General features: G+C 61.2%; 22 protein-coding genes, 1 tRNA gene and 2 rRNA genes (1 of these 25 cut by a window edge). 4 read left to right on the top strand and 21 right to left on the bottom strand.

Annotation, left to right across the window (positions count from 1 at the left end; all coding sequences use genetic code 11):
- Nucleotides 1–244: 244 nt before the first annotated feature.
- Nucleotides 245–1,144 (bottom strand): hypothetical protein, encoded by a 900-nt coding sequence (locus ACFQ2F_RS03865; protein ID WP_379085949.1) that lies wholly within the window; start codon nt 1,142–1,144, stop codon nt 245–247.
- A gap of 713 nt (nt 1,145–1,857) precedes the next feature.
- On the opposite strand from ACFQ2F_RS03865, the gene ACFQ2F_RS03860 reads away from it, so the two are divergent.
- Nucleotides 1,858–2,406 carry a helix-turn-helix domain-containing protein gene (locus tag ACFQ2F_RS03860; RefSeq protein WP_379085946.1) on the top strand — a complete coding sequence of 183 codons (549 nt, stop codon included), beginning with the start codon at nt 1,858–1,860 and terminating at the stop codon, nt 2,404–2,406.
- A gap of 123 nt (nt 2,407–2,529) precedes the next feature.
- On the opposite strand, the gene ACFQ2F_RS03855 is transcribed toward ACFQ2F_RS03860, so the two are convergent.
- The 15 genes from ACFQ2F_RS03855 to ACFQ2F_RS03785 all read right to left on the bottom strand — a co-directional run bounded on the left by ACFQ2F_RS03855 (nt 2,530) and on the right by ACFQ2F_RS03785 (nt 17,736).
- Entirely contained in the window at nt 2,530–3,201 is a 672-nt protein-coding gene (locus ACFQ2F_RS03855; protein ID WP_379085943.1) for an ABC transporter ATP-binding protein, read from the bottom strand.
- Nucleotides 3,198–3,920 (bottom strand): ATP-binding cassette domain-containing protein, encoded by a 723-nt coding sequence (locus tag ACFQ2F_RS03850; protein WP_379085940.1) that lies wholly within the window; start codon nt 3,918–3,920, stop codon nt 3,198–3,200. Before ACFQ2F_RS03850 ends, ACFQ2F_RS03855 begins: the two co-directional genes overlap by 4 nt.
- The gene (locus tag ACFQ2F_RS03845; RefSeq protein ID WP_379085937.1) at nt 3,917–4,978 is read right to left on the bottom strand and encodes a branched-chain amino acid ABC transporter permease; all 1,062 of its coding nucleotides are present in this window, start codon (nt 4,976–4,978) and stop codon (nt 3,917–3,919) included. The genes ACFQ2F_RS03850 and ACFQ2F_RS03845 overlap by 4 nt, the downstream gene beginning before the upstream one ends.
- A complete protein-coding gene (locus ACFQ2F_RS03840; RefSeq protein WP_379085934.1) occupies nt 4,975–5,841 on the bottom strand; it encodes a branched-chain amino acid ABC transporter permease in 867 nt (288 codons plus the stop codon). Before ACFQ2F_RS03840 ends, ACFQ2F_RS03845 begins: the two co-directional genes overlap by 4 nt.
- 101 nt (nt 5,842–5,942) lie before the next feature.
- Nucleotides 5,943–7,184, bottom strand: coding sequence for an urea ABC transporter substrate-binding protein (locus ACFQ2F_RS03835; RefSeq protein WP_379085931.1), 1,242 nt, complete (start codon nt 7,182–7,184; stop codon nt 5,943–5,945).
- A gap of 113 nt (nt 7,185–7,297) precedes the next feature.
- On the bottom strand, nt 7,298–9,310 hold the full coding sequence (locus ACFQ2F_RS03830) for a hydantoinase B/oxoprolinase family protein (RefSeq protein ID WP_379085928.1): 2,013 nt from the start codon (nt 9,308–9,310) through the stop codon (nt 7,298–7,300).
- Nucleotides 9,311–9,337: 27 nt separating this feature from the next.
- Nucleotides 9,338–11,392, bottom strand: a complete 2,055-nt coding sequence (locus tag ACFQ2F_RS03825; RefSeq protein WP_379085925.1) for a hydantoinase/oxoprolinase family protein — start codon at nt 11,390–11,392, stop codon at nt 9,338–9,340.
- A 274-nt stretch (nt 11,393–11,666) separates the two neighbouring features.
- Nucleotides 11,667–12,257: an ANTAR domain-containing response regulator gene (locus ACFQ2F_RS03820; RefSeq protein ID WP_379090590.1), complete on the bottom strand. Its 591-nt coding sequence runs from the start codon at nt 12,255–12,257 to the stop codon at nt 11,667–11,669.
- Complete coding sequence (locus ACFQ2F_RS03815) at nt 12,257–13,432, bottom strand: transporter substrate-binding domain-containing protein (protein ID WP_379085922.1); 1,176 nt, start codon at nt 13,430–13,432, stop codon at nt 12,257–12,259. The genes ACFQ2F_RS03820 and ACFQ2F_RS03815 overlap by 1 nt, the downstream gene beginning before the upstream one ends.
- Nucleotides 13,433–13,926: 494 nt before the next feature.
- Nucleotides 13,927–14,003: transfer RNA gene (locus tag ACFQ2F_RS03810), tRNA-Met, on the bottom strand.
- A 163-nt stretch (nt 14,004–14,166) separates the two neighbouring features.
- Nucleotides 14,167–15,057 carry a cation diffusion facilitator family transporter gene (locus ACFQ2F_RS03805; protein WP_379085919.1) on the bottom strand — a complete coding sequence of 297 codons (891 nt, stop codon included), beginning with the start codon at nt 15,055–15,057 and terminating at the stop codon, nt 14,167–14,169.
- A gap of 154 nt (nt 15,058–15,211) precedes the next feature.
- Complete coding sequence (locus ACFQ2F_RS03800; RefSeq protein ID WP_379085916.1) at nt 15,212–15,385, bottom strand: hypothetical protein; 174 nt, start codon at nt 15,383–15,385, stop codon at nt 15,212–15,214.
- A gap of 226 nt (nt 15,386–15,611) precedes the next feature.
- Entirely contained in the window at nt 15,612–16,583 is a 972-nt protein-coding gene (locus tag ACFQ2F_RS03795) for a phosphatase PAP2 family protein (protein WP_379085913.1), read from the bottom strand.
- Between the two features lie 24 nt (nt 16,584–16,607).
- Entirely contained in the window at nt 16,608–16,940 is a 333-nt protein-coding gene (locus tag ACFQ2F_RS03790) for a lipid-A-disaccharide synthase N-terminal domain-containing protein (protein WP_379085910.1), read from the bottom strand.
- A gap of 37 nt (nt 16,941–16,977) precedes the next feature.
- Complete coding sequence (locus ACFQ2F_RS03785; RefSeq protein WP_379085907.1) at nt 16,978–17,736, bottom strand: glycosyltransferase family 2 protein; 759 nt, start codon at nt 17,734–17,736, stop codon at nt 16,978–16,980.
- Between the two features lie 81 nt (nt 17,737–17,817).
- Between ACFQ2F_RS03785 and ACFQ2F_RS03780 the strand changes: the two genes are divergently transcribed.
- Nucleotides 17,818–19,308 carry an ArnT family glycosyltransferase gene (locus ACFQ2F_RS03780; protein WP_379085903.1) on the top strand — a complete coding sequence of 497 codons (1,491 nt, stop codon included), beginning with the start codon at nt 17,818–17,820 and terminating at the stop codon, nt 19,306–19,308.
- Between the two features lie 33 nt (nt 19,309–19,341).
- Nucleotides 19,342–20,157, top strand: a complete 816-nt coding sequence (locus ACFQ2F_RS03775) for a phosphatase PAP2 family protein (RefSeq protein ID WP_379085900.1) — start codon at nt 19,342–19,344, stop codon at nt 20,155–20,157.
- On the opposite strand, the gene ACFQ2F_RS03770 is transcribed toward ACFQ2F_RS03775, so the two are convergent.
- Both ACFQ2F_RS03770 and ACFQ2F_RS03765 read right to left on the bottom strand, forming a co-directional pair.
- On the bottom strand, nt 20,154–21,989 hold the full coding sequence (locus tag ACFQ2F_RS03770) for a YbhB/YbcL family Raf kinase inhibitor-like protein (protein WP_379085897.1): 1,836 nt from the start codon (nt 21,987–21,989) through the stop codon (nt 20,154–20,156). The two genes, ACFQ2F_RS03775 and ACFQ2F_RS03770, sit on opposite strands and share 4 nt — an antisense overlap.
- 144 nt (nt 21,990–22,133) lie before the next feature.
- Entirely contained in the window at nt 22,134–22,589 is a 456-nt protein-coding gene (locus ACFQ2F_RS03765) for an NUDIX domain-containing protein (RefSeq protein WP_379085894.1), read from the bottom strand.
- 172 nt (nt 22,590–22,761) lie between these two features.
- On the opposite strand from ACFQ2F_RS03765, the gene ACFQ2F_RS03760 reads away from it, so the two are divergent.
- Nucleotides 22,762–23,475, top strand: coding sequence for a cell wall hydrolase (locus ACFQ2F_RS03760; RefSeq protein ID WP_379085891.1), 714 nt, complete (start codon nt 22,762–22,764; stop codon nt 23,473–23,475).
- Between the two features lie 87 nt (nt 23,476–23,562).
- Here ACFQ2F_RS03760 and fae read toward each other — a convergent pair whose 3' ends face one another.
- The 3 genes from fae to ACFQ2F_RS03745 all read right to left on the bottom strand — a co-directional run.
- Complete coding sequence (gene fae / locus ACFQ2F_RS03755) at nt 23,563–24,105, bottom strand: formaldehyde-activating enzyme (protein WP_379085888.1); 543 nt, start codon at nt 24,103–24,105, stop codon at nt 23,563–23,565.
- Between the two features lie 235 nt (nt 24,106–24,340).
- A 5S ribosomal RNA gene (gene rrf / locus ACFQ2F_RS03750) occupies nt 24,341–24,455 on the bottom strand.
- Nucleotides 24,456–24,608: 153 nt separating this feature from the next.
- A 23S ribosomal RNA gene (locus tag ACFQ2F_RS03745) occupies nt 24,609–25,671 on the bottom strand (it continues 1,680 nt past the right edge of the window).

Raw genomic sequence — 25,671 nt, 5'->3', positions numbered from 1 at the left:
GCTTCCGAAAACCGGGCGCGTCTTTTGGTCCATTGGATGAGCCCCCCATCATCGGTGAGGACGCGCACGGAGCCGTCAGATATTGTGCCGCCATTTACCGGCGCACCGTTCTGCCAAAGATACCTTAGCGGGGCATCCCCTAGCTAACTCTCAGCGGGGCAGCGGGCCTCGCATCCTCACGGAGACGACTGCCTATGGGAAAAGATGGACTAAATCGCTGCAAGAGGACCATCCTAAGGTCGCTCTAGAGAGCGGCGTCCCCATGGACCAAATCCACGGGAACGCCGAACTTTCTTACCAAAGTTTGACCAACAGATTGGTCCAGACGGCGGTCTCCTTGCCCCCATAGTTCTCTTCGGTGATATCCCGGGTCAGCTTCAGTTGTAAGCTTGCGCCCCCGAAATCGTAGCCAACAAGCCCCCCCCAAGGCGAACTGGCTCTGCTCCTCATAGCCTGGATACGGGCTTTCGAGATCAGCCGACGCATGGGCCACCGGTCCCACGCTCCATTTTCCAAAGGCCTTGGTGACCGACAAATCCGTGACGAAGTAGTTCGGCGCGATATCCGCATCGGAGCCGCCGGTCGGAAACCCGAACATGAAGTTCGCCGTCGCCTGCCAACCGCCTTTGAGATAGGTCGCACCAAACCGCGGCTCGATGGTTCCATAATTGTAGGCGATATCGTCCTCCTGCGGAATATAGCCGCCTAGCCGGCCGCCAACATAGAGACCGTCAGCGATCTCCCAACTGATCTGAGTCGCGAAGTAGGTGTTGTAGAGGCCAGTGTTGTGATAGCCGGCCGTTGTGGTCACGTCGAAAACCGTGGGCGCGACGACGAATGAAAGTGGACCATTCGCGATCTCAATATCGCTCTGATAGTAGAAGAAGAAGACATTGGCGTTAGATCGGTTGTCCACTTCGCCGACCTCACGCTCATTCGACAAGGTCTGGTTGAGATAGTACATCCCCTTGGGGAAGATCGCGTAGATCGGAATCCCCGAGGTGAAGCCCGGCGCGGAGGTCCCGCCCGCGAGCGCGCGCTGCGCCGGCAGCGCTAGTACCAAGCAAAGGGCAATAGCCCATGCCAGCCAATAAATTCGTGATGCGTATTTGGCGGTCCCTTTCGGGTTTGCTCTGACTTTCATTATTCGGTCCTTTCCGTTCGTCCGCCTGCTCGGCGGCAAGCTCGCTTTGACGCGCGGGTGACGGCGTCCGGCGGGACGGCAACGCCACGTCGTTCGTTCAGATTTGAGGTGAGGTTCAGTTAGACCGGCTGAGCCGGCGCATGGAGCAGTCGGGCCACCGGCGCTCCGGAGGCATTATTGATGCCTGTTACCAAAGCGACGCTGGCGAGCACCGAAGGCGTGGCGGACCCGACAGTCGAGCTGCTGCGTTCTACTGACAAATACATTGGCTTATCCCCCGAAGTTGCAGTTGATCTGCGATGCCTTCTGGTTTGCGAAAGCCATGCGTATATGTCAAGCGCCATGAATGAAGTGAAAGTTAGCAGTCTCTGTTGAATAAATCGGCACCGCCGAAAATATGGGCCGAACCACCTCAATATCAATATATTCCAGATCGTTAGGCCAAACCCCTCTGGTCAATAATTGGTCATTGCGCTGTTGCCGTCTTGCACCATGCGGCGACAACTTTCTTGAATTTTTTGCAAGGTTCAGGGAAACCTTGAATTCGGAGCTTCCACCTGGAACAAGATTCCGATGAATAGCCGAATGATATTTCGCTGAATTGGCCCCGCTGTTCGCAAAATGCCAAGCGAGTTCCCTAGAACCATGGTGTTTTCGCTTGATTTCGGTTCAAGGAGACGTATATCGGGCATGTGCACGGGAAGGGGAATCCCATGGAGTTGGGAAGCAAGATTCGCTTTGCGAGAAGGTTGCATGGCCGGACCTTGAAGGAGGTCGCCGATCTGGCCCAATGCTCAGAGTCACTGCTCTCCAGAATCGAGAACGGCCGCGCCGCGCCGTCGCTAAAGACCTTGCAGAGACTTGCCACCGCTCTAGGATTCACAGTCAGCGAGCTCTTCGAACAGGAAGGCGACACCGACGCGCCTGTCATGGCGGCGGCCAAGCGGCTTTCGTTCGACGATCCCCAGATCGGCGATGGAAGCCGCATTGAGCCGCTGGCGGCGAACTCGGACGGCCGCATGCTTGAGTGCACTCTCCTTCATTTGGCCAGCGATGCCTCCAGCGGCGAACCGGCCACCCGGGAAGGCGAGCAATTCGGTTACGTCCTGGAGGGGGAGATCGAATTGGTCGTGGATGGGAAGCTTTATCGGGCGGCGGCAGGGGACTCGATCAATTTTCGTACCGACCGCCCCCATTCCTGGCGCTGCCGAAGCGCCGAAGGAACCAAGATCATCTGGGTCAACACGCCGAGGGGAAGCTGAGGGCAATCCGGGTGCAGCGGCCTTCCGCGTCCGCTGGCAACCGGGCCCCCATTTTCGATGCTGAGCCTCGTGTGCTTCGAGAATACGGGTCGGGACATCGAAGTGCACCTCAGGACCGGCTGCTCAGCCAATTCCGTCTGCAACGAATTCGGGCTCCTTCAACCTGCCCTTCTCACACACATATGTGCGTTCGCAGAGACTGGAGAGGAACTGCTCGTTCTGCTCCACGAGCACCATGGCAAAGGCGTGCTTCTGCCCCAGCTCCTTCAGGAGATCGATGATCTCCGCGCGGATCGACGGCTGAATTCCCTCCGTCGGCTCGTCCAGAAGAATGAGCCGCGGCCCGCCACATAGACATCTTGCAAGGGCGAGAATTTGCTGCTCGCCGCCGGAGAGGACGGCCCCCGCCCGGTCCAGGATCGGCATCAGCCTCGGAAAGCTCTTTAGCACCTCGTCCACGACCGCAGGGCTCTTTCCGGCAGCCAAGGCGGCAACCTCGAGATTTTCCCGCACGGTCAAACCTGGAAAGATGCGTCTGCCCTGGGGGACGAAGCCGATGCCGCTCCTCGCGCGCTTATGGGCCGGCATCGCAGTCACGTCGGTTCCGCCCAAGGAGATCGTCCCGCTGGTCGCTTTGATCTCACCGCTGATCGTCTTCAAAAGAGTGCTCTTCCCCATGCCGTTATGGCCGAGGATGCCCAGGAACTCCCCTTCCACCACGTAGAAGGAAACGTCACGAAGGATAGGAATGCTTTGATAGCCGGATCCCAGCCCGTCGACTTCGAGCAGATTCATGCTGCTGCCTTCCCGAGATAAACGTCTTGCACGCGCGGATCCGCGAGTACCTTTTCGACGGGGCCTTCGGTGAGGATCGCGCCCTGATTGAAGACGGTGACGGATTGAGCGATGCGCTGAATGAACTCCATGTCGTGCTCCACGACGACGACGGCGCTCGACCGGGCGAGCTCGACGATGAGCTCGCCGATATGCTCCACCTCGCTGCCGGTCATGCCGGCCGCCGGCTCGTCGAGAAGGATGAGATCGGGCGCCGGCGCGACGACCATAGCCAACTCGACGAGCTGTCGCTGACCATGGGCGAGCTCGCCAACATGCGACTTGGCCAGAGCAGTGATCCCCACCCGTTCCAGCACTTCCTCGGTGCGCTTTTTGGCAAGCTCCGACGGTAGCTTTCGCGCCGCGGCCAGCTCGATACCCGCCGCGACGCTGAGCTTGTCGAACACGCTCGGCACCTGGGTCTTGATGCCGATACCGGCATTTGCGATCTCGGCCACCGAACGTCCTGAGATCGGACGCTTCTTGAAACGAACCGTTCCCGAAGACGGCACAAGCTGGCCGGTCAGAAGTTTGAAGAATGTGCTCTTGCCGGCGCCGTTGGGGCCGATGAGACAGCGTAGCTCGCCCTCGCGGATGCTGAAATCGACCCCATCCACCGCCACAACGCTGCCGAAGCGCATGGTCAGCTTCTCGGTCTTCATGATTGAGAAATCGTTCATGGCATTGGCCTCTCGGTCGATGCGGCGGTCACGGAGCTGCCGCTGCGCCGAGCGGTGATCGCCCGGAACAGCCGTTCGACGACCCCGGTGACCATGGGCAGCAGCCCTTTTGGGAACAGGAGGACGGCAGCGGTAAGCAGAATGCCGAGCACGAGATTCGGATCGAGCCAGGCGAGACCGCCGGAGCTGTTCACCGTGCCCAGATAGGTCGAGAGCATGAGCAGGAGGAAGCAGGCCATGACAGGTCCGGCCAGCGTGCCCAGCCCGCCGACGATCACCCAGATCAGCAGCTGGCTGCTGGTTTGCAGGTTGAACATGTTAGGGCTGACGAACACGCAATTGGCGAACAGGACCCCGGCCGCCCCTGCCATCGCACCGGCGAGGGTGAAGATGCCGAGCTTGTAAAATCTGGAATCATACCCCAGCAGCTCCGCCCGCTGCTCGTTCTCGCGGATGGCGACGACGATCCTGCCGAAGCGTGTGGTCAGGACCGCCTTGCTGAGAACATAGAAGAAGAGCAGCACCAGGACGGCGAGGACGTAGATCTGCTCCGGCCATAACGGCTGATCCGGTTGCCCTATATATGTGAGGATCGGCGTGGAGGGGATGCCGTTGAACCCACCGAGGGGCGCCACGCCAATGGTCCATTCCGAGCCCGCCGTCTGATTGAAGAAGCGGTAGAGGATCAGCGAGATCGTCAAGGTGATCACACCGAGATAAACGTCGCTGATCCGGCCCCAGAACATGAAGTATCCGAGCATGAGCGCGAAGAGTGCGGCCACGGCGATGGCTGCGAACGCCGCCAGGGTCGTGTCGCCGGAATTTAGAGCGACGACGGCGTAGGCGTAGCCGCCCAGTCCGAAGAAAGACGCCTGGCCAAAGCTCAGGATACCAGCGAACCCCCAGACCAGCGCAAGAGACAGAGCCAGGATGCCGTAGGTTGCGTAGATCGAGCCATTGATCATCAGGCTCATGTCCCCGCTTGCCGGCACGACCAGAAGCGCATAGGCCGCGGCGCCCGCAAGCAGGACATATCCAAGGATCGATACAGGTTTCACAGCGACCTCCTGAAGAAACGGCCGGTGATGCCCTGAGGCAGCAGACGCAGCAGGATCACAGCGGCGAACAGAAGCGCGACCTCCGCCAGGACGGGTGTGGTGAGAAACGACATGATCGTGTTGATGCTGCCGAGCAGGACGGAGGCGGAGACGGTGCCCGCGATGATGGCCGCGCCGCCGGAGATGACGGTGATGAAGGCCTTGGCGAGATAAGTCGCTCCGATGGTCGGCACGACGCCGGTGATCGGGGCGATCAGGCCTCCGGCCAAGCCCGTGAGGGCAGCGCCGACGATGAAGGTAAAGCGATAGACCAGCCCCTGATCGACGCCGAGCGCCGATGCCATTTCGCGGTTTTGCATCGTCGCTCTCGCGATCAGGCCGATCGAGGTCCGCGTCAGGACAAGCCACCCGGCAACGGTCATGATGACCGCAACGGCAACCAGCACGAGGTCGTAGAGCCCGACGCTGAACCGGCCGATGCTCACGCTACCCAGCGGGGTCGAGATACCGGAGACGGAATTGCCGTAGATGACCGTCACGAGGCCGATCAGAACCAGGCTGATGCCCCAGGTGGCGAGCATCGTGTCGATCATGCGCCCGTAGAGATGGCGTATCACGAGATACTCGACGATCGCCCCGACGACGCCGACAACCAATGGCGCGACAAGGAATATCGCCAGCCAAAGATTCAGACCGTGGTGATGGGAAATAATGGTGGCGTATCCCCCAAGCATGAGGAACTCGCCATGGGCGAAGTTGATAACGCGCATCATGCCGAAGATGACGGCGAGACCCGCGCTGATGAGCAGCAAGTTGGCGACGGTGATCGCCAGCTGCAGAAGAATGATGACGAGATAATCCATATCCGCCCCGATCTAGAGATGCCGGTTGGCAGTTTCCCGCGCCGAACCCATCGCAATGGGCCGGCGCAGGAGCTGCGTTCGAAGCGCCCTGTCCCAGGCCCCTATTCCGGGACCTCAATCACGTATTGCTGATTGTCGCTGGGATTCTCGACCAGATCGCAGACTGCCTGAGTGTCGGTCGGCGGCTGTTGCGGGAAGCTCTTCAGGACTTCGTATTTGTTGTCGCGGACCTCGGCGATATAGGTGTCGAGGATATTGTGATGGGTCGGCGGATCGATGGTGGTCTTTCCGGCCGGCCCGACGAAATCGATTCCCGTTTCGAGCGCCTCGATGACGGGAACGCGCTCCACTGTGCCGGCCTTCTCCGCGGCTTTCGCCCAGAGATTAACGGCGTGATAGGTCATCGCTCCGCCTTCGGTCACCGCATCGGCATCGTCGCCGAAACGCTTGTAGTAGCGCTTGAGGAAGTCCTGGTTCTCGGGCGTCTGGATGCCGTCGAAATAGGCGTAGGAGACGATGATACCGTTATGCTCCTCCGGCGACGTCAGGACCTGCTCGTTGCCGATGCCGAAGGTCGTGGAGGCCATGGGGATCTTGTCCTTCATGCCCGCGGCCACCCACTGGCGATAGAAGGAGTTATGGGCACCGCCCACCAGGACGGACATGATGATGTCGGGCTGGGCTTCCTGGATCTTGCGGATGGTCGCGCCGAAGTCGTTGACGTCGAGCGGGAAGAAATCGGTCGCGACGACCTCGCCGCCGTTCTCCTGGGCGAACTTGCGGATCCACTTCGCGGTGATCTGACCGTAATTGTAGTCGGCCGCGAGGGTGTAGATCTTCTTCCCCTTGAACCGGTCCATCACGTATGGCGTGAATTTTTCCAGCGTCTGACCGGGCGTCGACCCCGTGCAGAACGTGTTGCGATCGCACACGCCGCCTTCGTAGAGGAGGCTGTAGAAATAGAGCGTGCGATAACGGGAAAGGATCGGCCGGATCGCTTCCCGGGACGCCGACAGAATGCCGCCGAATACGACGGAGGCCCGCTGGCGGGTCGCAGCTTCTGTCGCGTATTGCGCATAGAGCTGCATGTTGGACTGTGGGTCGTAATGCTTCAGATCGAGCTTGCGGCCGAGGACGCCTCCGGCCTCGTTCAGCTCTTCGACGGCCATGGTGAGGCAATTGATCATCGGCCGGCCGTAGATGTCGATGCCACCGGAGGCGTCGTGGATACCGGCGATCTGGATCGGCTCGGCGGCCCAACTCTTTCTGATGAGAAATGGCGATGCCAGGGCCGCGCTGGTGGCGGCCTTCAATACGTTTCTGCGATTGAGATTCGAAGTCATGGAAGTTCCCCTGTTGCGTGCGGAAGGGTGGTGTCGTTGCACCTATCTTGCTTATGCGTTTCCTCCGGGGAGACCTTCCGGGCCGGTGGCCCGGAAGGCTTATGATGTGATGCTCAAGCGACCTTGAGCGTGATGGAGCTGTCTCGAGGATCGCTCGCCGACTTGTCCCAATAGGGAACCGTCCGCCGCTTCAGCATCGCGCGGAATTGGTCGGTGGTTTTGGGAAGAAGGTCTCCGGCCCCCCAGTCGACGATCACGCCGTAGCGGCGGATCAGGTCGTACATGTCGAGTTCCTTCGAGCGGTACCGGGCTGCGACCGATTCCGCGTCTTCGTCCAGCCACTTGCGACGGTTGGCCCGGATGTAGGTCCGCTCTTCGAGGGTGGCCTCCCGGTTCACCTTGTACTCGGCGAGATCGGCGTCCACCTCCTCGACGACGACGCCGTAATCGGTGCGGGCACGCTCGATGGAGACATAGCCGTCGGCGACGTCCTCGCAGACTTCCTGTGGATCGCGCTCGAGCGGATCTCCCAGCCCGCCGCCGCCGGCGGAAGGCCGGCCGACGATGTCGCCGGACTCCAGCGGGACATTGGAGAACAGGGAGCCGAGGAAGCGTTCCTCTTCGAAGCCCTTGTTGAGCCAGACGCCGTGAGGCAGGGAGGGAGATCCACCCCACAGCCCCCAGGTGATGGAGCGCTCGCGGTCGCAGCAATAGGAGACGACGCTGCGATCGATGTCCGTCATGATGACACTTTTCTGGACACCGAGACCGCCACGGAACTGGCCCGGCCCGCCGGAATCGACGAGCAGCTCATTCTGGGTCGTGAGCACCGGGGCTAGACGCTCCTGACCCTCGAAAGGTTGGGTGCCGAGCTGGACGCCGAACACAGGACCGGTCGCGCTCCAGCCGTCGCGACCGTTCCGGGCCCCCCAGCCGCCGACCATCCAGTCGTACCACATGTAGTATTGATGGCCGGGCTGACGTCCGTCGCGACCGCCGATCAGCAAGTAGTCGAGATTGAAGGTGCATGCCATGGCGCGGGAGGGAAGGATCTCAGCCCACAGTTCGAAGATCGAGTTCATGATCTTCTCGAACGGACCGGAGCAAAAGCCCGCGACCGGCGTTGGCCAGGAAGCATTGACGACGGAGCCCTCGGGGCCGAGATCAACACTCACCACGCGATAGAAACCGGAGTTTAGCGGGATCTCCGGGAACTGCATCTTGGTGCCTGCAACGATCGCTGCGAATGAGCCACCGAAACAGGCATTCAGGAAGCTCGAAATCGCCTTGGGATGGGATTTGGAGAGGTCGTAATGGACTTTCTCCCCCGAGATGGTCATCCGGACCCTGATCGGGATCAGCCCCTCCCCTTGCGCCGGATCGACATCAATATAGTCCTCAGTTTCCCACACACCATCCGGCAGCTCGGCAACCCTCTGGCGAGTGAGCGTCTCGACGTAATCCTGAACAAGCCCAAACGAACTCTTGATGGTATCGAGGCCGTATTTCTCGACGAGACGGCATATCTCCTGCTCGGCGACGCGCGTCGCTTCGGCCTGAGCCTGCATATCGCCGATGATATCGGCAGGCGCGCGGGTGTTCGATGAGATCAAGCGCCCCACGTCGGTCAGGTAGACACCCTTGCTCCAGACACGTGTCGGCGTGATCCGCAACCCTTCGCCCATATGGTCGATCGCGTTGACGTTGAAGGAACCCGGAACAGCGCCGCCGACGTCTGCCCAATGGCCATTGGCCTGGGAAAAGCCGAGCAGTTCGTCCTTGTAGAAGATGGGCCGAACGATGCGGGTGTCATTGAAGTGCGTGCCGCCCTGATAGACGTCATTCACAACGAATACGTCACCCGGGTGAATGTCGTCCTTGAAGTTCTCGATCACCGCCTTGCACGTGTAATGGAGGGTGCCGACGTGGGCGGCGATGTCCCCGCTCCCCTGCATGATGGTGTCGCCATTGGCATCGCAGAGGGCGGATGAGAAATCGCGCGAGTAGATGACGAAGGAATAGCAGGTCCGGAAGATCTGCTCAGCCATCTGGTCGACGATGTTTACGTAGGCGTTCTTGAGGACCTCGAAGGTCACTGGGTCCAGATCGTTGCGATAGTTGCTCATTTTCAAATCCTCAAACTGCTTGCCGGTCTAGTTCTGCGGAATGCGCATGATGATGGTGAGCGAGGGGTCGACCTCGGCGGTGATGCCGGGCGGCACGACGATGGTGGAGTCGACCTGCTCGATGATCGCGGGGCCCGGAACCTTCATCCCCGTCTTGAGGGTGGAGCGATCGTAAACCGGGGTGTCGACCGACTCCGGGTTCTCCTCGAAGCGGACCATGCGAGTGGTCGCGGGGATCGGCTCTTCGTCGACCGGCTCGTACTCGGCAAAGCTCGCCTTAGAGGTCAGGCCGGTGGCAATGACGCTGATACGGTAAACCTCGACCGGCGCGCCTGGCCTGGAGTAGTTGTGCTCGCGGCCATGCTCCTCGTGGAAGATCTCGATCGCCTCGTCGAGGGAGCTGACCGGAGAGGAGACGGGCACCGAAAGTGCGCGCCATTGGCCGAGATAGCGCATATCGATGCGGCGCTGGAAAACCATCTTGTCGGGTGTGACGCCCTCGCGCTCCAGACGCTCGCGGCCCTCCACCTCCAGAGCCCGGAAGTTCTTATCCAGGTCTTCGATGGAGACGTCCTCCGCCCTCGACAGAAACATCTGCGTAATATCGTGCTGGATATCGACGAGCAGGCATCCAAGCGCTGAAGTGACGCCGGGGTTCGGCGGTACAAGCACAACGGGGATCGACAATTCTTTGGCCAGGGCCGCGCCGTGAAGCGGGCCAGCGCCGCCGAACACCACCAGGGCAAAATCGCGCGGATCGTGTCCGCGCCGGATCGAAAGGAGACGCACCGCATCGCCCATGTTGGCGTTCGCAACCTGCAACACCGACAAGGCTGCTTCCTCGACCGACATTGAGAGCGGCTCGGCAACGTTCTTTCGGATCGCTTCGGTGGCAAGTTCTTTGTCGAGCATGACGTTGCCGCCGGCGAGACGATCGCTGAGACGGCCAAGCACGACATTCGCGTCACAATTGGTTGGGTTTTCGCCACCACGCCCGTAACAGGCAGGGCCCGGAACGGAGCCTGCCGAATGGGGGCCGTTGCGCAGCGACTTCGCGGAATCGATCCAGGCCTGGGAGCCTCCACCCGCTCCGATGGTGAGAAGCTCGATCGAGGGGAACGAGATCGGATAGCCGTATTCGACGAACCACTCCTTCGTCATGCGCAGTTCGCCATCGGCGCAGAGGGAGACGTCGGTCGAAGTCCCGCCCATATCGAGCCCAATAGAGTTCTTGTAACCGGCCTTCTCGGCCACGAACCGGCTGGCGATAGCGCCCGCCGCGATACCGGATGCAGCGAGCCGCGCGGCGAACTGCTCAGCCGTCTTTGCAGTCATGACGCCGCCGCCCGAATGCAGCAGCAGCACATCCTCGTCGTAGCCGCCCTCCTTCATTCGCGCTTCAAGCCGGCTGGCATAATTTCCGACAACGGGCGCCAGGACAGCGTTGGCCACGGTGGTGGAGAAGCGTTCGTGCTCGAAGATTTCCGGCATGATGTCGCTCGAGAGGGAGACGCTCGCGCCGGGGATCTCCTCCTGCAGAATTTCCCGCATCCGCTGCTCGTTGTTGGCGTTCATGAAGGCATTGGCGAAGCAGACAGCCACGGTAGCGACGTCGCGCTTTCGGATAATCCGCGCCAATTCACGAGCCCCCTCCTCATCCAGAGGCGTGACCACCTTGCCGGAATAGTCGGTGCGCTCCTTCACCACCAGGCGATTGCGGCGTCCGATATAGGGCTTCGCCATCTCCTTGTAGGTGTCCCAGAGATCGTCGCGGTTACCGCGGCGGATCTCGATCACGTCGCGGAAGCCTTCGGTCGTCACCATCACGGCGGGCGGGAAATTCCGGGTGATGAGGGCGTTGGTGGCAAGGGTCGTGCCGTGGGAGAACAGGATGAGGTCGTTGAGATCGACCCCGCCCTGCGAGATCCCTTCCAGAACCCCTTCAATCGGGTCGGCGGTGGTCGGGACCTTGGCCACGTGCATCTTGCCGGAGCTTTCGTTGAGCACGCAGATATCGGTGAAGGTGCCCCCGACATCGCATGATACGCGCATGGCCTTTTCCGAGGTTTCAGCGTTCGTCATCTGTTTTTCTCACTCCTTGATTTCGTGCCCGACGGGCACGGACCACGTTCACCGCGCGAAGCAGGCCAAAAAAAAGCCGCCCCCAGCGATCAAGCTGGTAGCGGCTTTCGTTGCCTTCCCCTTGCGGCGACAACCTTTGTCGCCTGAGGGATCTATGAAATCGTTCTATGGCTGATGTCTTTTTGGAACTCTCCGGTTGGACAGTTTCCGCGAGACCACTTCGCGCCATGCCCGAGATTTCGGGCTATATCCTACAGATCTTAGCTCGGTCTCCTCATGGACCGTAAACCTCGTCTGCTTCGATAATCGTATTACAAATCAACTCCATATTGACCCGCCTCTTCATGGCAGCGTTACGGATCGATTCATATGCTTCCTTTTCAGTTATCCCCTTCCTCATCATCAAGATCGACTTGGCGCGCTCTATGTTTTTTACCGTCGTAAGCCGCGTCTCAAGCTTCGATATTCTCTCCTGAGAAATTTTATTTCTTGTGGTGATATTATGAGCCAGCACTATTGTTGTCAATAGACCAAAGGGACGGATCGGTTTTGTTACGACTGCGACCGTCCCATCTTTGGCCAGGGTATCGATCAAATGGGGGCTTTCTGCCTCGATAATCCCGATCAGCGTCACGCTCGGCGCTCGTGCAGCGATCATCGCTAGCGCGCCGGAGTCCAGGTACTCCTGGCGGCACAGAAGGAATGCGATATCGGCATGCACCGCGGAGAGGTCTTCCAGCGGCCACGCGATTTCTACCTCGCAGCCAATTCTGCGGATCTGAGCGGCGAGATCATCGCCGTCGCGGTCCTTCGGGTGGAAGATCTGGACCCTCAAACTTCGAAGGTCGCGGAGGGACTTCAGCATCACGATGAGCCCGCTCCGCCGGTCAGTTCGTCATCGAGATCCGCCTCGACGGATCTCGTATCGATAGTATGGTGGATCAGATAGGGGTCGGGCCTTACCGAAGCCTCGGACTCTTCGACGATCTCGAACTGGCCGGCTTCGGAAAGTTTGCCGATACGGGGCCAGAGGTAGAAGTGGTTGTTCTCCGGGTCCATGCTGATCGGACCCTGAGGCGAATCCAGGCTCAGCCTGCAAAGTTCGCGGCGGATTGCCTCCGGCCGCGCCGAGCCGGCCTCTTCGACCGCGCGAAGGAGCAGCCGGGTCAGGCTATATGCCGTTTCCGCCATCGCGTTTACATCCGTATGGCCACCGTAACGCTCGTCATAGGCAGCCAAGAACTTACGGTTCGCTGCCGAGTCTATTGATTGGAAATATGTCGCAGCGGTAACGTGTCCTGCTGCGAGCTTCGGCTCCATGAGGGCGACTTCGGCTTCGGTGATCGTTAGACCGGCCACTGCCGGCTTTTCAGTCAAGCCCTGCTCGTAAGCCTCGTAGAAGCGGCGCGCAGCCTCGCCAACCACAGTGCAGAAGACGACATCGGGTTGCTTTTTCCGGATGTCTTCGACGATCGCGTTGAATTCGTGCCTGGTGCTGTCCAGCCGCACGTATCGCTCGGCCACGACTTCACCGCCGTGTTCGGTGACGACGGTGATCATCACCCGGTTCGATTCGATCGGAAATGCATAGCGGGTCCCGACAAGATAAAAGCGGCGCCCGTAGCAACGCATCATGTACCGGGCTAGCTTGACGATGTGCTGGTTAGGGACCGCTCCGCCGTAGATGACGTTGGGCGAGTATTCGAACCCTTCATAGGGCGCCGGATAAGCCAGGAGAGCGTTGTGCCGCTCGACGATCGGAACTATCGCCTGGCGCGTGCTTGACATATAGCAGCCGATAATGAGCGAGACGCCGTCCTCAGTCAGCAACCGTTCGGCAAGCTCGGCGAAACGTTGAGGATTGGACTCGGCATCGTACTCGATCGTCTCGATCCGCTTTCCGCCAATACCGCCCGCATCGTTGATCTGGACTATCGCCAAGCGCGCCGCATTCGACTGGGTCCGTTCAACAAATGCCGTTGGGCCGGTTTGGGAAAACAACAGCCCTACTCTCAAAACCCCGTCGGATATCGCCGTCATGCTGCCCCCAAAAAAAAGCTCCCACGGGTGGACACCCGTGAGAGCTTCTTTGATCTCGACATTAACACTAGGAAATCCGCTTCTCTCCGTCAAGACCAAGGGGGTGGCACTTTACGAACCCTCGGAACGCGAGTGCGCATTCCGAGAAACAAATCCGGCGTTTCCTCTGGTCACAGATTGGGTGTGCGGGCCGACAGGAAGTGGCGGAACGGCGCCCCTTCGGCGCGGAGTCAGACCAGTGAACAGAGAATGCGAGACAGCCAGACTAGGTGGCTGGGCGCCAGGATTCGAACCTCTGACCCACAGTTTTGATGTGCTAGCTCGGTTGTGGCGAGCAAACTGCCACCAGACGAAGTCCCACAAACGCCTAATGCGAATTTCGCAAGAAAGCGAAACCTCACGGCCGCACAGATGTGCTGAGGCTGCGCTGGCCGAATTCGGAAAGGCTTCCGAAGAAGGGCGGCCAACTCAGTGACTTAACTGCTTAGGAAAATTGGTTGCGGGGGCAGGATTTGAACCTGCGACCTTCAGGTTATGAGCCTGACGAGCTACCGGGCTGCTCCACCCCGCGCCAAGATATCGAATCTCTCTCGGAGAAACCGGCTGTGGCCTTCAAGGCCAGAGGGAACGATAGACGCCCCGCCGGTGGGACTCTGTCCGCGACCCGGCCCGTGGAGCAGACATGTAGTCCCTTCTTGGCCTGCGATCAAGCCTTGTGACGGTTCATTGACGCCTTAGACGATCGGCACCCCGCCATGGTGCTTTGCCTTCTCCTCCGGCTCCACGTGAATTGCCACCTTGGCCCCCTCCACGTCGGCCCGCAGGGCGTCCTCGATCCGATCGCAGATGTCGTGGGAGGCCTCCACGCTCATACTCCCGGGCACCACCAGATGGAAATCGATGAAGGTCTGCCGGCCGGCCACCCGGGTCCTGAGATCGTGGGCCTCGATCGCCCCTTCGGCATTGGATGAGATGATCTCGCGGATGCGGTCCATCACCGGCTCCGGCGCCGCTTCGTCCATAAGTCCGCCGATGGAATCGCGCATCACACGCCATCCCATCCAGAGGATGTTCAAGGCCACCAAGGCGGCAATGACGGGGTCGAGCACCGCCCAGCCCGTGAGATAGGCCACGATCACGCCCGCCAGCACGCCGACCGAGGTGATCACATCGGTCATCAGATGCTTGCCGTCCGCCTCAAGGGCATGGGAGCTCATGGCGCGGCCGAAGCGGATCAGCACATAGCACCAGATGCCGTTCAGCACGGTCGCGACGCCGTTGACGGCCAGGCCTTTCGCCGGCGCCACCAGGATTCGCGGATCCTGAAACTCGAGATAAGCTTCGCGGAGGATGGAAAGCGCTGCCAGCGCAATCAGCACGCCCACCAGCACGGCCGAGAGATACTCCGCCTTCTCATGCCCGTAGTGATGGTTCTCGTCCGGCGGCTTGGCGCTCATGCGCACCGCCATGTAGGAGGTCACCGCTGTTGCGACATTCACGATGCTTTCCAGAGCATCGGAATAAAGCGCGACGCTTCCCGTCAGCTCATAGGCCCAGTATTTGAGCCCCAGAACAAGGAAGCTGACGGCAATGCTACCGATCGCGAGCTGATTCGCCGGAGACACGGAAGTCACTTATTTCTAGATGCGCCGCATTCGAATTCAGGCCGCACCTAAGGAGCTTCGCGCGAGCGCCGCAAGTGCAATCTTTTTCAATGCAAACAATTGGCGTTTGCCGGAAGGCGTCCACCTGGAGACGCTCACGGGAGCGCTTATAAGATCAGGGAAGCGGCTGGGTGTGCACTGGGCCGGACCGGCTCTTGCCGTCCGCGAGAGAAACCGCCCGTGCATCGCTATTGGCCCAGGCCTGCCAGCCGAGAATCAAAAGCGCTGCCAATGTCAGAACGACCGCCGCACTGATTTCAATGACACGGAACTTGGTCAGTTTGATCATTCCGATCGTCGTCTCCCGCCGCTTGTTTTCCGCCTAAGATACGCGCTTTCCCGGCCTCCGAGGGCGCGTTCGATTTCGTGTTTAACGCCAAGCGCAGGGAAACGTCTCGTGGCCTGATGTCGCGCGCGGCGGGACGTCGCGCACGCGGGCAGACGGTCGTGTTTGCAACGGAAGCGGGAAGTGCGGCCAGAGCGCGTGCCCCCGAGGGAGCCACGCTCCATCCGACTTACGGGGTGGACACGGTGTGCAGCCTATGAGACTGGCTTTGAGGGGGGATCATAGGCCTACACTGAAGCCGGGCCCCCATATCGCTCTCCGACTTTTCGGAACGGGGCTCAGCCGGTTTCTCCAAACTCGGAGGAGAAGACCCATCGGGCGATTGCCCCAGGGCCGTCCGCTCCGGCGCCACACGATCCAGCCATTCCGAAGGGCTGAGCGCCCATTGCGGCAGCAGCGAACCCCGCGACCGGGAGGCAACCCGCCGACCGCGCAGGCAGGGGCCGCCGTCGCTGCGCTTGAATAGCGTGCGGTGCTCGCACATGAGCTCCCGAAGCAGGAGCGTGCCTACCGTGCCGACGAACGCGCCCGCCACCACGTCGGAGACGTAATGCGCCCCCATCAGGAAGCGGCTGGCCGCGATCCACACCGCCGCTGTGAACAGCGGCACGGCGAAGCGCGGCCAGAGCAGCGCAAGCGCAGTGGCAAGCGCGAAGGTGGTGGTCGCATGGCCGGATGGGAAGGAGGCGACATCCGCATCGAAGGCGAAGGGCGAGAAATGGAACGACCCCACCTCGTCATAGAGCCGCGGCCGGGCCCGCCCGATGGCCAGCTTGCAGAAGGCTGCGAACAGCCCAGTGGTTGCCACCGAGAGAAAGATGAAGGCAGCGATCTGGCCCGCATAGAGCCGCCCGATCCGCAGGCGTTTGTGGTTCGCCCGGTAGCCCAGCGCGACGAAGGCCAGCACAGCCGTGCCGCTGAGGATCAGGACCCAGCCGGACTTCCCGACATCGGTGATGGTCCAGAAGATGTGCCGGACATTGGGGTCGAGCTCGCGCGCCCAATGAAGCACCAGGGGATCGAGGAAGAACATGCCGAAGGCGATGAGCGATCCGACGATGATCGCCTTGTCCCGCATGGGCATCGCGGCGACCGACTGCCGAATTCCGCTGAACGTCTGGCCCCCCGACCGGTCCTGCATGGTTTTAACCCCCCGACGCCACCTCTATTTTTCAGGTGCGACCGCGCGCAGCTCCGTCTTGCGGGTCCAGATGAAATAGAGATTGCGGGAATAGACGACCAAGCCCATGGCCTGGCCCAGAATGAAGACGGGATCGGCGCGATAGATCGCATAGGTCAGCAGCATGAGCCCGCCCCCCAGGCTGAAATACCAGAAGGCCTCCGGCACGACGCTTTCCCGCGCCCGCTCCGTGTAGACCCACTGAATGAGAAACCGCATGGCGAACATCATCTGGGCCGCAAAGCCCACCACGAGCCAGATCACCTCTGCCCGTGTCGCGTTCGCCAGCAATGAACCCGAAGCAACTGCAGCACTCACTTTTCGCTCCTCCCATCCGTGGATATCGTCACCGCCCTTAGGCGGCCGTCTCGCGCTCCGACATCTCGCCCATCTCGGCACTGTCTTCGGCCACCGGCGGCACGGCCGTCCGTTTGCGAAGCCAGGTCACGCCGAAAAGGTCGTAAAGACCGATGAGCGCCCGCCCGAAATTGGTGTATTTCGACTTCCCGGCCATGCGCGGACGATCGTTCACAGGGACGTAGTCCACCCGGTAGCCGTAGGTAAGAAACAAGACAGGCAGATAACGGTGCATCGTGGAGAAAAAGGGAAGGCGCATAAAAGCCTCCCGCCAATAGACTTTTATTCCACAGCCCGTATCGGGGCAGTCGTCCTTCAGCACTGCGTCGCGGATCCAGTTGGCCGCCCGCGAGGCCAGGCGCTTGGAGCCCGTATCCTTGCGGTCGGCACGAAGCCCACCGATCAAAGCCGGCCCGTCGGAGCCCGGCTCTCCCAGCTTGGCCACGAGGTTGGGAATGTCGGCCGGATCGTTCTGGGCGTCCCCATCCATCATGGCGATCACCGGCGCGCTCGAAGCCCGGATTCCCGTACGAAGCGCGGCACTCTGCCCGGCCCGCGTCCCATGGCGAAGATAGCGCAGCGACCGGTAGCGCGGCCGCAAGGCCAGCACCTCCTCGCGGGTCCCATCGTCGCTGCAATCGTCGACGACGATAACCTCTTGCAGAAGGTCGCGCGGAAGCACCGTATAGGTCTCCTCCACGAGCCGGCCGATATTGCCGGTTTCGTTGTGGGCTGGGAGCACCACACTGATACGCATCTGTCATCCCGTTGTTGCGGCACCGTCCGAATGGGTGCCCGCTATCACGCGCGTATGAAGGAAAATTAGCAGGAGCGCGATATGCTAAAAGCTGATCCAGGGCAGGCAAACCACCCCTCATCCGCGGCTGAAGACCGCTGGTTCATCCAGCTTATCGTCTTCCTGGCCGTCATTACGCTCCTGCGTTTTGTCGCGCTAAGTCTTTCCAAGACTGATCTCTTTTTCGATGAAGCGCAATATTGGAGCTGGGCTCAGGATCTCAGCTTCGGCTACTTCTCAAAGCCTCCGCTCATCGCCTGGGTTATCTGGGCGACCACCTCGGTCTGCGGCGACGGTGAGGCCTGCGTGCGCGCCTCCGTCCCTCTGTTTCATGCCGGATCGGCCATCTTCCTATTTCTTGCCGGGCGCGATCTTTTCGACGCGCGCGTAGGGTTCTGGTCGGCGGTCATCTTCGCAACGCTGCCCGGCATTTCGTTTTCCGCCAACATCGTCTCAACCGACGTGCCGCTCCTCTTCTTCTGGTCTGCAGCGCTCTATTTCGCGGTGAAGCTACAGGCGGAGCGAAGTTGGCGCTGGGCAATCCTGCTGGGCGTCGCCATCGGCCTCGGCGCCCTGGCGAAATACGCCATGCTCTATTTCTATCTCTGCGCGGCGGTTTGGTTCGTCGTCAGCCCCGCCGGGCGCTGGCTGTTGCGGGATTGGAAAGGGCTGGCCTTGCTCGCCCTCCCCCTCGCGCTGCTCACCCCGAACCTGATCTGGAACGTCAATAACGGGCTCGTCACCTTCGCCCACACCGCCGACAACGCGAAGCTTGGCGGCCCTCTGGTCCACCCCGGAAACATGCTGGAGTTCCTGATCGCCCAGCTCGGGGTCTTCGGCCCGTTCGTCTTTCCGATGCTCCTCGTGATCGCGATCCGGACGTTGAGACGCGGCGGCACGGAAGAAGACCGCTATCTCCTGGCCTTCTCGGTGCCGGTGCTGGTCCTCGTCACGGTCATCGCCTTCCTGTCGCGGGCCCATGCCAACTGGGCGGCCACGACCTATCCCGCGGCCACCATCCTCGTCACCGCGACCATGCTGCGATTGAAGCGCGATACGATCTTCTCGGCGACCGTTGGGATCAATATCGTCGTCCTCCTGCTGCTTGCCGTGGCACCGGCCATCGCCGACCGCTTGACGCTTCCCGCCGGCGGCGATCCCTTCGCCCGTACCATGGGCTGGCGCGAGACGGCCCATGCCGTGCGCGAGGCGGTGGAGGACGGGCAGTACAGCGCCATTCTCACCGACGACCGCGCCATGACGGCCGAGCTTCTCTATTACCTGCGAGACAGCGGCATCCCGATCCGGGCCTGGCCGAGCGATGGGCCCCCGCGAGATCACTACGAGCTCACCCGTCCCTTCACCGGCGGCACCAAGGAGCCCGTCCTTCTCGTCACCCTGCGCGAACCGCGCAACCGCATCACGCGGCATTTCTCGACGGCCGAGCCCATCGGGGTGGAGAAAATTGACGCAGGCCCGAAGACGACCCGGACTGTCATCCTGACTTCAATGAGCGGCTTTAAGGGGGACTGAAAAGGCAAACTTCATACGCTGGGGGATGGGTGAATGCGTATCGACAGCCCGAGTTTCTTCACGCTGACCTGCCTCGTTGGCCTCACGGCGGCGGTCATCTTCGTCGGCTTCCCGCATCTCGATCTCGCGGTTGCCGACCTCTTCTATCTCGGTAAGCGCCACTTCCTTGCAGACCCATCCCTGCTCGGCAATGTGCTGCGCCAGAGCTTCCGCCTTGTCTTCCTGATGGCCGGTCTCGTCGCCCTTTTCGGGCTGGGGCTCAGCATCGTGACGGGGCGGAAGCTCTTCGGTTTCGGTTTCCCTCAATGGGTCGCCGTCGTGCTGGCCCTGACCGTGGGGCCAGGCCTCATCGCCAATGTAATCTTCAAGGACAATTGGGGCCGCGCCCGCCCCTTCTATGTCGAGCAGTTCGGCGGTCCCAAGGAGTTCACCCCGGCCCTGAGACATGCCGACCAGTGCGAGAAGAACTGCTCCTTCGTCTCCGGCGAAGCCTCGTCCATCTATGCGGTCTTCTTCGCGCTCGCCTTCCTGGCGCGCCGCCGGCGGCGGGAGATCTTTCTCGCCGGCCTTGCGGTGGGCTCCTTCGCCGGCTTCATGCGCATCGCGAGCGGCAGCCACTTCCTGAGCGACGTGGTCTTCGCTGGCGTCTTCATGGGGCTCGCCGTGCGCGGCGCTTTCGCCCTGGTCTTCGAGATGTCGCCGCAGACCTTTGCCGAGGGCGGGCCGCTCCACCGCCGTCTGCACCGCAGGGTGACCGGCGCCGCGGCTCAAATCGCCGCCGCCCCGCGGCAGCTCTTCGGCAGCAGCCAGCGGCTGGTCGGCCGGGTCGCCGCCAGCCTCGCCCTTTAGCCGCCGGCGTTCTCGGGCTTCTCGAAGGTCCCCATAAGAACGTCCTGCGCCAGGATGTGCCCCTCGATCGCTTCCATCAGGGCCTCGCGGTCGGCGCCTGGACCGAGGTCCAGAGTCTTATCGAGAGCGAAGAGCTGGAAGTAATAGCGATGGGGCTTCTCGTCCGGCGGCTTCGGGCCGAAATAGCCCGTCGAGCCCATGCCGTTATTGCCCTGCCGCGCCCCGTCGGGTTGCTCCAGCGCCGCAGCGCCCGGCAACCCTTCCTCGAGGCTGGTTACGTCCGCCGGCAGATTGAACAGCACCCAGTGCACGAAGGGCTTGTCCATCGGCGCATCCGGATCTTCAACCAGAAGGGCGTAGGATTTCGTACCCTCGGGCCCTTCCTCCCAGCTCAGCGCAGGCGAGATATTCTGGCCGTAGGCGGAATATTTGTGCGGGATCGCCTGCTCCTGTTCGAAGGCTGACGTCACGAGCGCCAGATCGGCGTCGTGCTTCGCATCCGTCCGCTCCGTGACCACCCCGCTCTCATCGGTCTCTGCCATGGTGTCCTCCGTCTCTTCGTCTGTATCCGGCGTCACGACGTCGAGCACGTCGTCGACCACATCGCCGACTTGTTCGCCGACCTGCACCAGCTCGGACTCGTCTTCCGGAAAGGTGACCTTGTAGATCGCGCCGTTGGCATCATCGGAGATGAACAGCGCGCCCTCCTTGGAGACCGCCAGACCGAAGGGCCGGCCGAGATAGCCGTACCCGTCATCCGTCTCCTTCAGGAATCCAGTCACGAAAGGCTCCAGCTTCACAGGCTTGCCGTCCTCGAAACGCACCCGCAGCACCTCGTAGCCCGAGGGCGGCTTGCGGTTCCAGGAGCCGTGCATGGCGACGAAGGCATCGCCTTGATATTCGGCAGGGAACTGGTTGGCCTCGTAGAACTCGAGCTCCATGGGCGCCGCATGGGCCGTATGGGTCAGCACCGGCGTCTCGCTCGCCTCCGCCCAGTCTTCATGGGTGATCTCGCCCGGCGGCTCATCGGCCGGGTTCTTTCCGCCATCGCCATAGATATAGGGCCAGCCATACTGCTTGCCCTTGCGGATCAGGTTGAGCTCTTCCGGCTGCTCGTCGTCGCCCAGCCAGTCGATCCCGTGGTCCCAGCCGTAGAGGTCGCCGCTGCGTGGCTGGAAGGCGAAGCCAATCGTATTGCGCAGGCCCGAAGCGTAGATAGTCCGCATGCTGCCGTCGGGCTCGACCCGCAGCATCGTCGCGTTCTCCGGATTGCGCTCGTCGCAGGCATTGCAGGTGGAGCCGACGCTCACATAGAGCTTGTCGTCCGGCCCAACCGCGATGGTCCGGTCCGCATGCTGGCCCGCATCGGGAAGACCGTCGACGATGCGGGTGAGCTCGCCGAACGTGCCGTCCTCCTTCACCTCCGCCTTGTAGATCTCCTTGATGGTGACGAGGTAGACCGTGTCGCCGTGAAACGCGATACCGTGCATGTTCGGCCGGCTCGCGACCGTCTTCACCGTCTCACCCTTCCCGTCGCCGTCGCGGTCCTGGATCATGATGACGTCGCCGACCGAGCGCCGCGTGGCGTAGAGCGTGCCGTCATCGGAGACGGCCAGCACCCGCGGATTGATCAGCCCCGTGGCATAGGTCTCCAGCTTGAACCCGTCGGGCAGCTTCAGACCGGCGATATCCTTGTCCGTCGGCGTAAGCGCCTTCGGCTTCACGATATGACCGGTTATCTCCACATCGGTGGTCTTTTCCTGGGCGGACGCAGGAAATGCGGCCGCTACCAGAAGGCAAGCGGCGCTGACGGTCAGCACGCAGTGCTGCATGGGAATGCTCCTCTGGCGGCGGAAGAATCCGCCGCCCTTAGCTGCTGGCGAGGCGCCGAATGAAAAGCGCCGTTTGCCTAGCAACCAAGTCCGAGAAGCGAAGTTCCGTTTCGGAGCGCCGCGTCGGCGGAAGCGGAGACCGCCCTATCCCAAAAGCTCCACCAGCCGGTCGAGGAAATCCGCCTGGGCCGCGTTGATGCGGACCCGCGCCTCGTCCAGGGAAAACCATTCCGCCCTGTCGATCTCCGGAAAGCTCTGCTGCTTGCCGCTCCTGGGCGGCCATTCCATCTCGAAATCGTTCGAGAGGAGAGCTGAAGGATCGAAATCTCCCTCCACGGCAAACGCGACCACCTGTTTGCCGCCGGCCTGACGAATCTCTCCCAGGTCTATGAAATCCCCGTCCGGCCGCAGCCCGAGCTCCTCTTCGAACTCGCGAACGGCGCAGGCAAGCGGGTCTTCGCCCTCATATTCCCCTTTCGGGATCGACCAGGCGCCTGCGTCCTTCTTGGCCCAAAACGGCCCTCCGGGGTGGACCAGAAGCACTTCCAGCCCTTTTCCCCTGGCTCGGTGCATCAGGATTCCGGCGCTACGCTTTGCCATCGCGAGAGTATAGAGTGGCTCTGCACAAAGTGTCGCTCGTGGACCGTGTCGCGATTTCGCCTCCGGGCTGCCACATTCGCGAGGCACTCACGATAGCGAGGGATCAAGCTTACGCCTGCGAGGGGGAATGGGGCGAAAAGCAATAAAGCTGTGCGCTATTGGCCTACTGGGGGTGGCTGGCATTTCGCTTTCCGGCTGCACCGGGAATCTGGGTGGCGTCGAAGGTATCGAAGTGACCGGCAAGGAACGGGACTGCCTGACCCGCGCCATGTATTTCGAGTCCCAGCGCAATAGCGAAGAAGGCCTTCTGGCCGTCGGCACCGTGGTGATGAACCGCGTCGATTCCGAAGAATATCCCAACACTATCTGCGGCGTGGTCGGCCAGCACCGGCAATTCGCCCATGGGGTGCTCCGGCGCAATATGGATCCCAAGCAAAAGGTCCTCGCCGACAAAGTGGCCGGCGACGTTCTCTCCGGCAAGCGCTCCGCAGAAGTCGGCAAGGCGAAGTACTTCCACGCCGCCCGCATCCGCATTCCCTACAAGAACACCCATTACGTAACGATCGCCGGCGGCAACGCCTTCTACGAGAAGCGCAAAGGGGGCGGCAATCAGCTTCCACCGCTCGAGAGCTCCACCACCGCCGTGGCCGAGGCGAAGGAAGCCAAGCCGGAAGAAACCACCTCGGCGGTCGCCGAGACGAAGCAGACCCCGATTCCGGCGCCCGAGACCGCAACGGCCCAGGCCGAGCCACTCAAGCCGGCGATCACGCCCGTAGCCGCCAGCATGTCGCCCGTACCGGCTTCCATGACGCCGAGCTTCGCAGAGCCGGTGGAAGCCTCCAGCTCCAATACCACCCTCATTCAGAAATCGACCTTCGGCTGGTAGCCGAAAGCGCCGTCGGTTCGGCATAAAAAAAGCCGCCGCGAGGAGACCCCGCGACGGCTTTGAAAACCTGAGCTGTGGTAGCGGTTGCTACTCGCCCTTGAGACCCTTCTCGAAATACTTGTGAACCACCTTGTCCTGGTTCTCCAGGAGCCAGTCGATGGACGGCTGGTTGTTCATGGCCTTGTGAATGGCCTGGGCGGTCGCCTTGCGATGCACGTCGAACAGGGCCTGGTGGTCCAGATCCTCAACATCGACGATGCCCGGGTTCAGCCAGACCGAGCAGATGATGCCGAGATCATTGGCCTTCTCTTTCGGGATATCGCCATTGGCGACGCTGTCGAGCACGCCGCGCGCAATGGCGTACTGCACCGTGCCCATGAGGATCGACGTGTAGCGGCTGTCCTTCACCGTCACCTTGCTGACGCAGATCGTCGGCGGACGAACCATCACATCCGTGTTCATCAGCGCCAGAACACGGGAATGGCCCTTCACCTGATCGCCCAGCAGATTGGCGAAGGCCGTGCCCATGGGGCCGTCCATTTCACCGATCGCCACTTCCGGCTCCGCCGCCGTCATGGGCGGGCCCGCAACCAGGCTCTCGCCGACACGCATCACGATACGTTCAGCCATGCTGTCCTTCTCCCTTTGATTGGATGGAAAGTTTTAAGACGCGAGGACGGGCGGACTATGGCCGGAGGCGACGCGCCACGCAACCCGCAGGCCCTAAGACCGACCGACGCAGGGCGTTCAAGACACAAAAAAACCGCCGGCGGCGCGAAGGCCATCGGCGGTTCTTGTCTTATGATCGCGATATAGAGGGGGTCTCGATGAACTCTCTTACGAGAAGCAAAGCAGTTCTTTGTAAGCCTGGCGACGACCTACTCTCCCAAGCCTCAGGGCTTAGTACCATCGGCGCTGGAGTGTTTCACGGCCGTGTTCGGGATGGGAACGGGTGGGGGCACTCCGCAATAATCACCAGGCCAACGAAGAACTGGCTTCACTGGTGCGAAGCTCTTGCGAGAGCTCCGTCTGGTCTCTTACGCGCTTCGGGTCCTTAAAGAACCTCGAAGCGCTGACGCCTGTCTCGTCGTACACGCATTCCGCGCGTCCCGAGACGGGCACTGACAATGAAAGCAATCAAGCCGATCGAGCTATTAGTACTGGTTAGCTTCATGCATTGCTGCACTTCCACACCCAGCCTATCAACGTGGTGGTCTTCCACGGCTCTCAAGGGAGATCTAGTTTCGAGGTGGGCTTCCCGCTTAGATGCCTTCAGCGGTTATCCCTTCCGCACGTAGCTACCCTGCTGTGCCGCTGGCGCGACAACAGGTCCACCAGAGGTGCGTCCATCCCGGTCCTCTCGTACTAGGGACAGCTCCTCTCAAATCTCCAACACCCACGGCAGATAGGGACCGAACTGTCTCACGACGTTCTAAACCCAGCTCACGTACCACTTTAATCGGCGAACAGCCGAACCCTTGGGACCTGCTCCAGCCCCAGGATGTGATGAGCCGACATCGAGGTGCCAAACGATGCCGTCGATATGGACTCTTGGGCATCATCAGCCTGTTATCCCCGGAGTACCTTTTATCCGTTGAGCGATGGCCCTTCCACATGGGACCACCGGATCACTAAGGCCGACTTTCGTCTCTGCTCGACCCGTCAGTCTCGCAGTCAGGCTGGCTTATGCCTTTGCACTCGACAGCTGATTTCCGACCAGCTTGAGCCAACCTTCGCGCGCCTCCGTTACTCTTTGGGAGGCGACCGCCCCAGTCAAACTACCCACCATACACTGTCTCGGACCCGGATGACGGGCCGCGGTTAGATATCCATGATCGCAAGGGTGGTATTTCAAGGATGGCTCCCCAAGAACTGGCGCCCTTGGTTCAAAGCCTCCCACCTATCCTACACATGCGGTCACGAATACCAGTGTAAAGCTATAGTAAAGGTTCACGGGGTCTTTCCGTCTGACCGCAGGAACCCCGCATCTTCACGGGGAATTCAATTTCACTGAGTCTGCGTTGGAGACAGTGGGGAAGTCGTTACGCCATTCGTGCAGGTCGGAACTTACCCGACAAGGAATTTCGCTACCTTAGGACCGTTATAGTTACGGCCGCCGTTTACCGGGGCTTCAATTCGAGGCTTGCACCTCTCCTTTTAACCTTCCGGCACCGGGCAGGCGTCAGACCCTATACG

Origin of the sequence: Methyloligella solikamskensis, assembly GCF_042676065.1 — a bacterium.
Classification (GTDB): Bacteria; Pseudomonadota; Alphaproteobacteria; order Rhizobiales; family Methyloligellaceae; genus Methyloligella; species Methyloligella solikamskensis.
Note: the sequence above shows the minus strand (reverse complement) of the source record. Positions and strands in the feature narration are given on the sequence as shown.

Bases quoted from the DNA above. Each gene is read 5' to 3' on its own strand.
- ACFQ2F_RS03865 (WP_379085949.1), bottom strand. From the start codon at position 1,144: ATGAAAGTCAGAGCAAACCCGAAAGGGACCGCCAAATACGCATCACGA.
- ACFQ2F_RS03860 (WP_379085946.1), top strand. From the start codon at position 1,858: ATGGAGTTGGGAAGCAAGATTCGCTTTGCGAGAAGGTTGCATGGCCGG.
- ACFQ2F_RS03855 (WP_379085943.1), bottom strand. From the start codon at position 3,201: ATGAATCTGCTCGAAGTCGACGGGCTGGGATCCGGCTATCAAAGCATT.
- ACFQ2F_RS03850 (WP_379085940.1), bottom strand. From the start codon at position 3,920: ATGAACGATTTCTCAATCATGAAGACCGAGAAGCTGACCATGCGCTTC.
- ACFQ2F_RS03840 (WP_379085934.1), bottom strand. From the start codon at position 5,841: ATGGATTATCTCGTCATCATTCTTCTGCAGCTGGCGATCACCGTCGCC.
- ACFQ2F_RS03835 (WP_379085931.1), bottom strand. From the start codon at position 7,184: ATGACTTCGAATCTCAATCGCAGAAACGTATTGAAGGCCGCCACCAGC.
- ACFQ2F_RS03830 (WP_379085928.1), bottom strand. From the start codon at position 9,310: ATGAGCAACTATCGCAACGATCTGGACCCAGTGACCTTCGAGGTCCTC.
- ACFQ2F_RS03825 (WP_379085925.1), bottom strand. From the start codon at position 11,392: ATGACGAACGCTGAAACCTCGGAAAAGGCCATGCGCGTATCATGCGAT.
- ACFQ2F_RS03820 (WP_379090590.1), bottom strand. From the start codon at position 12,257: ATGCTGAAGTCCCTCCGCGACCTTCGAAGTTTGAGGGTCCAGATCTTC.
- ACFQ2F_RS03815 (WP_379085922.1), bottom strand. From the start codon at position 13,432: ATGACGGCGATATCCGACGGGGTTTTGAGAGTAGGGCTGTTGTTTTCC.
- ACFQ2F_RS03800 (WP_379085916.1), bottom strand. From the start codon at position 15,385: ATGATCAAACTGACCAAGTTCCGTGTCATTGAAATCAGTGCGGCGGTC.
- ACFQ2F_RS03795 (WP_379085913.1), bottom strand. From the start codon at position 16,583: ATGCAGGACCGGTCGGGGGGCCAGACGTTCAGCGGAATTCGGCAGTCG.
- ACFQ2F_RS03785 (WP_379085907.1), bottom strand. From the start codon at position 17,736: ATGCGTATCAGTGTGGTGCTCCCAGCCCACAACGAAACCGGCAATATC.
- ACFQ2F_RS03780 (WP_379085903.1), top strand. From the start codon at position 17,818: ATGCTAAAAGCTGATCCAGGGCAGGCAAACCACCCCTCATCCGCGGCT.
- ACFQ2F_RS03775 (WP_379085900.1), top strand. From the start codon at position 19,342: ATGCGTATCGACAGCCCGAGTTTCTTCACGCTGACCTGCCTCGTTGGC.
- ACFQ2F_RS03770 (WP_379085897.1), bottom strand. From the start codon at position 21,989: ATGCAGCACTGCGTGCTGACCGTCAGCGCCGCTTGCCTTCTGGTAGCG.
- ACFQ2F_RS03765 (WP_379085894.1), bottom strand. From the start codon at position 22,589: ATGGCAAAGCGTAGCGCCGGAATCCTGATGCACCGAGCCAGGGGAAAA.
- fae (WP_379085888.1), bottom strand. From the start codon at position 24,105: ATGGCTGAACGTATCGTGATGCGTGTCGGCGAGAGCCTGGTTGCGGGC.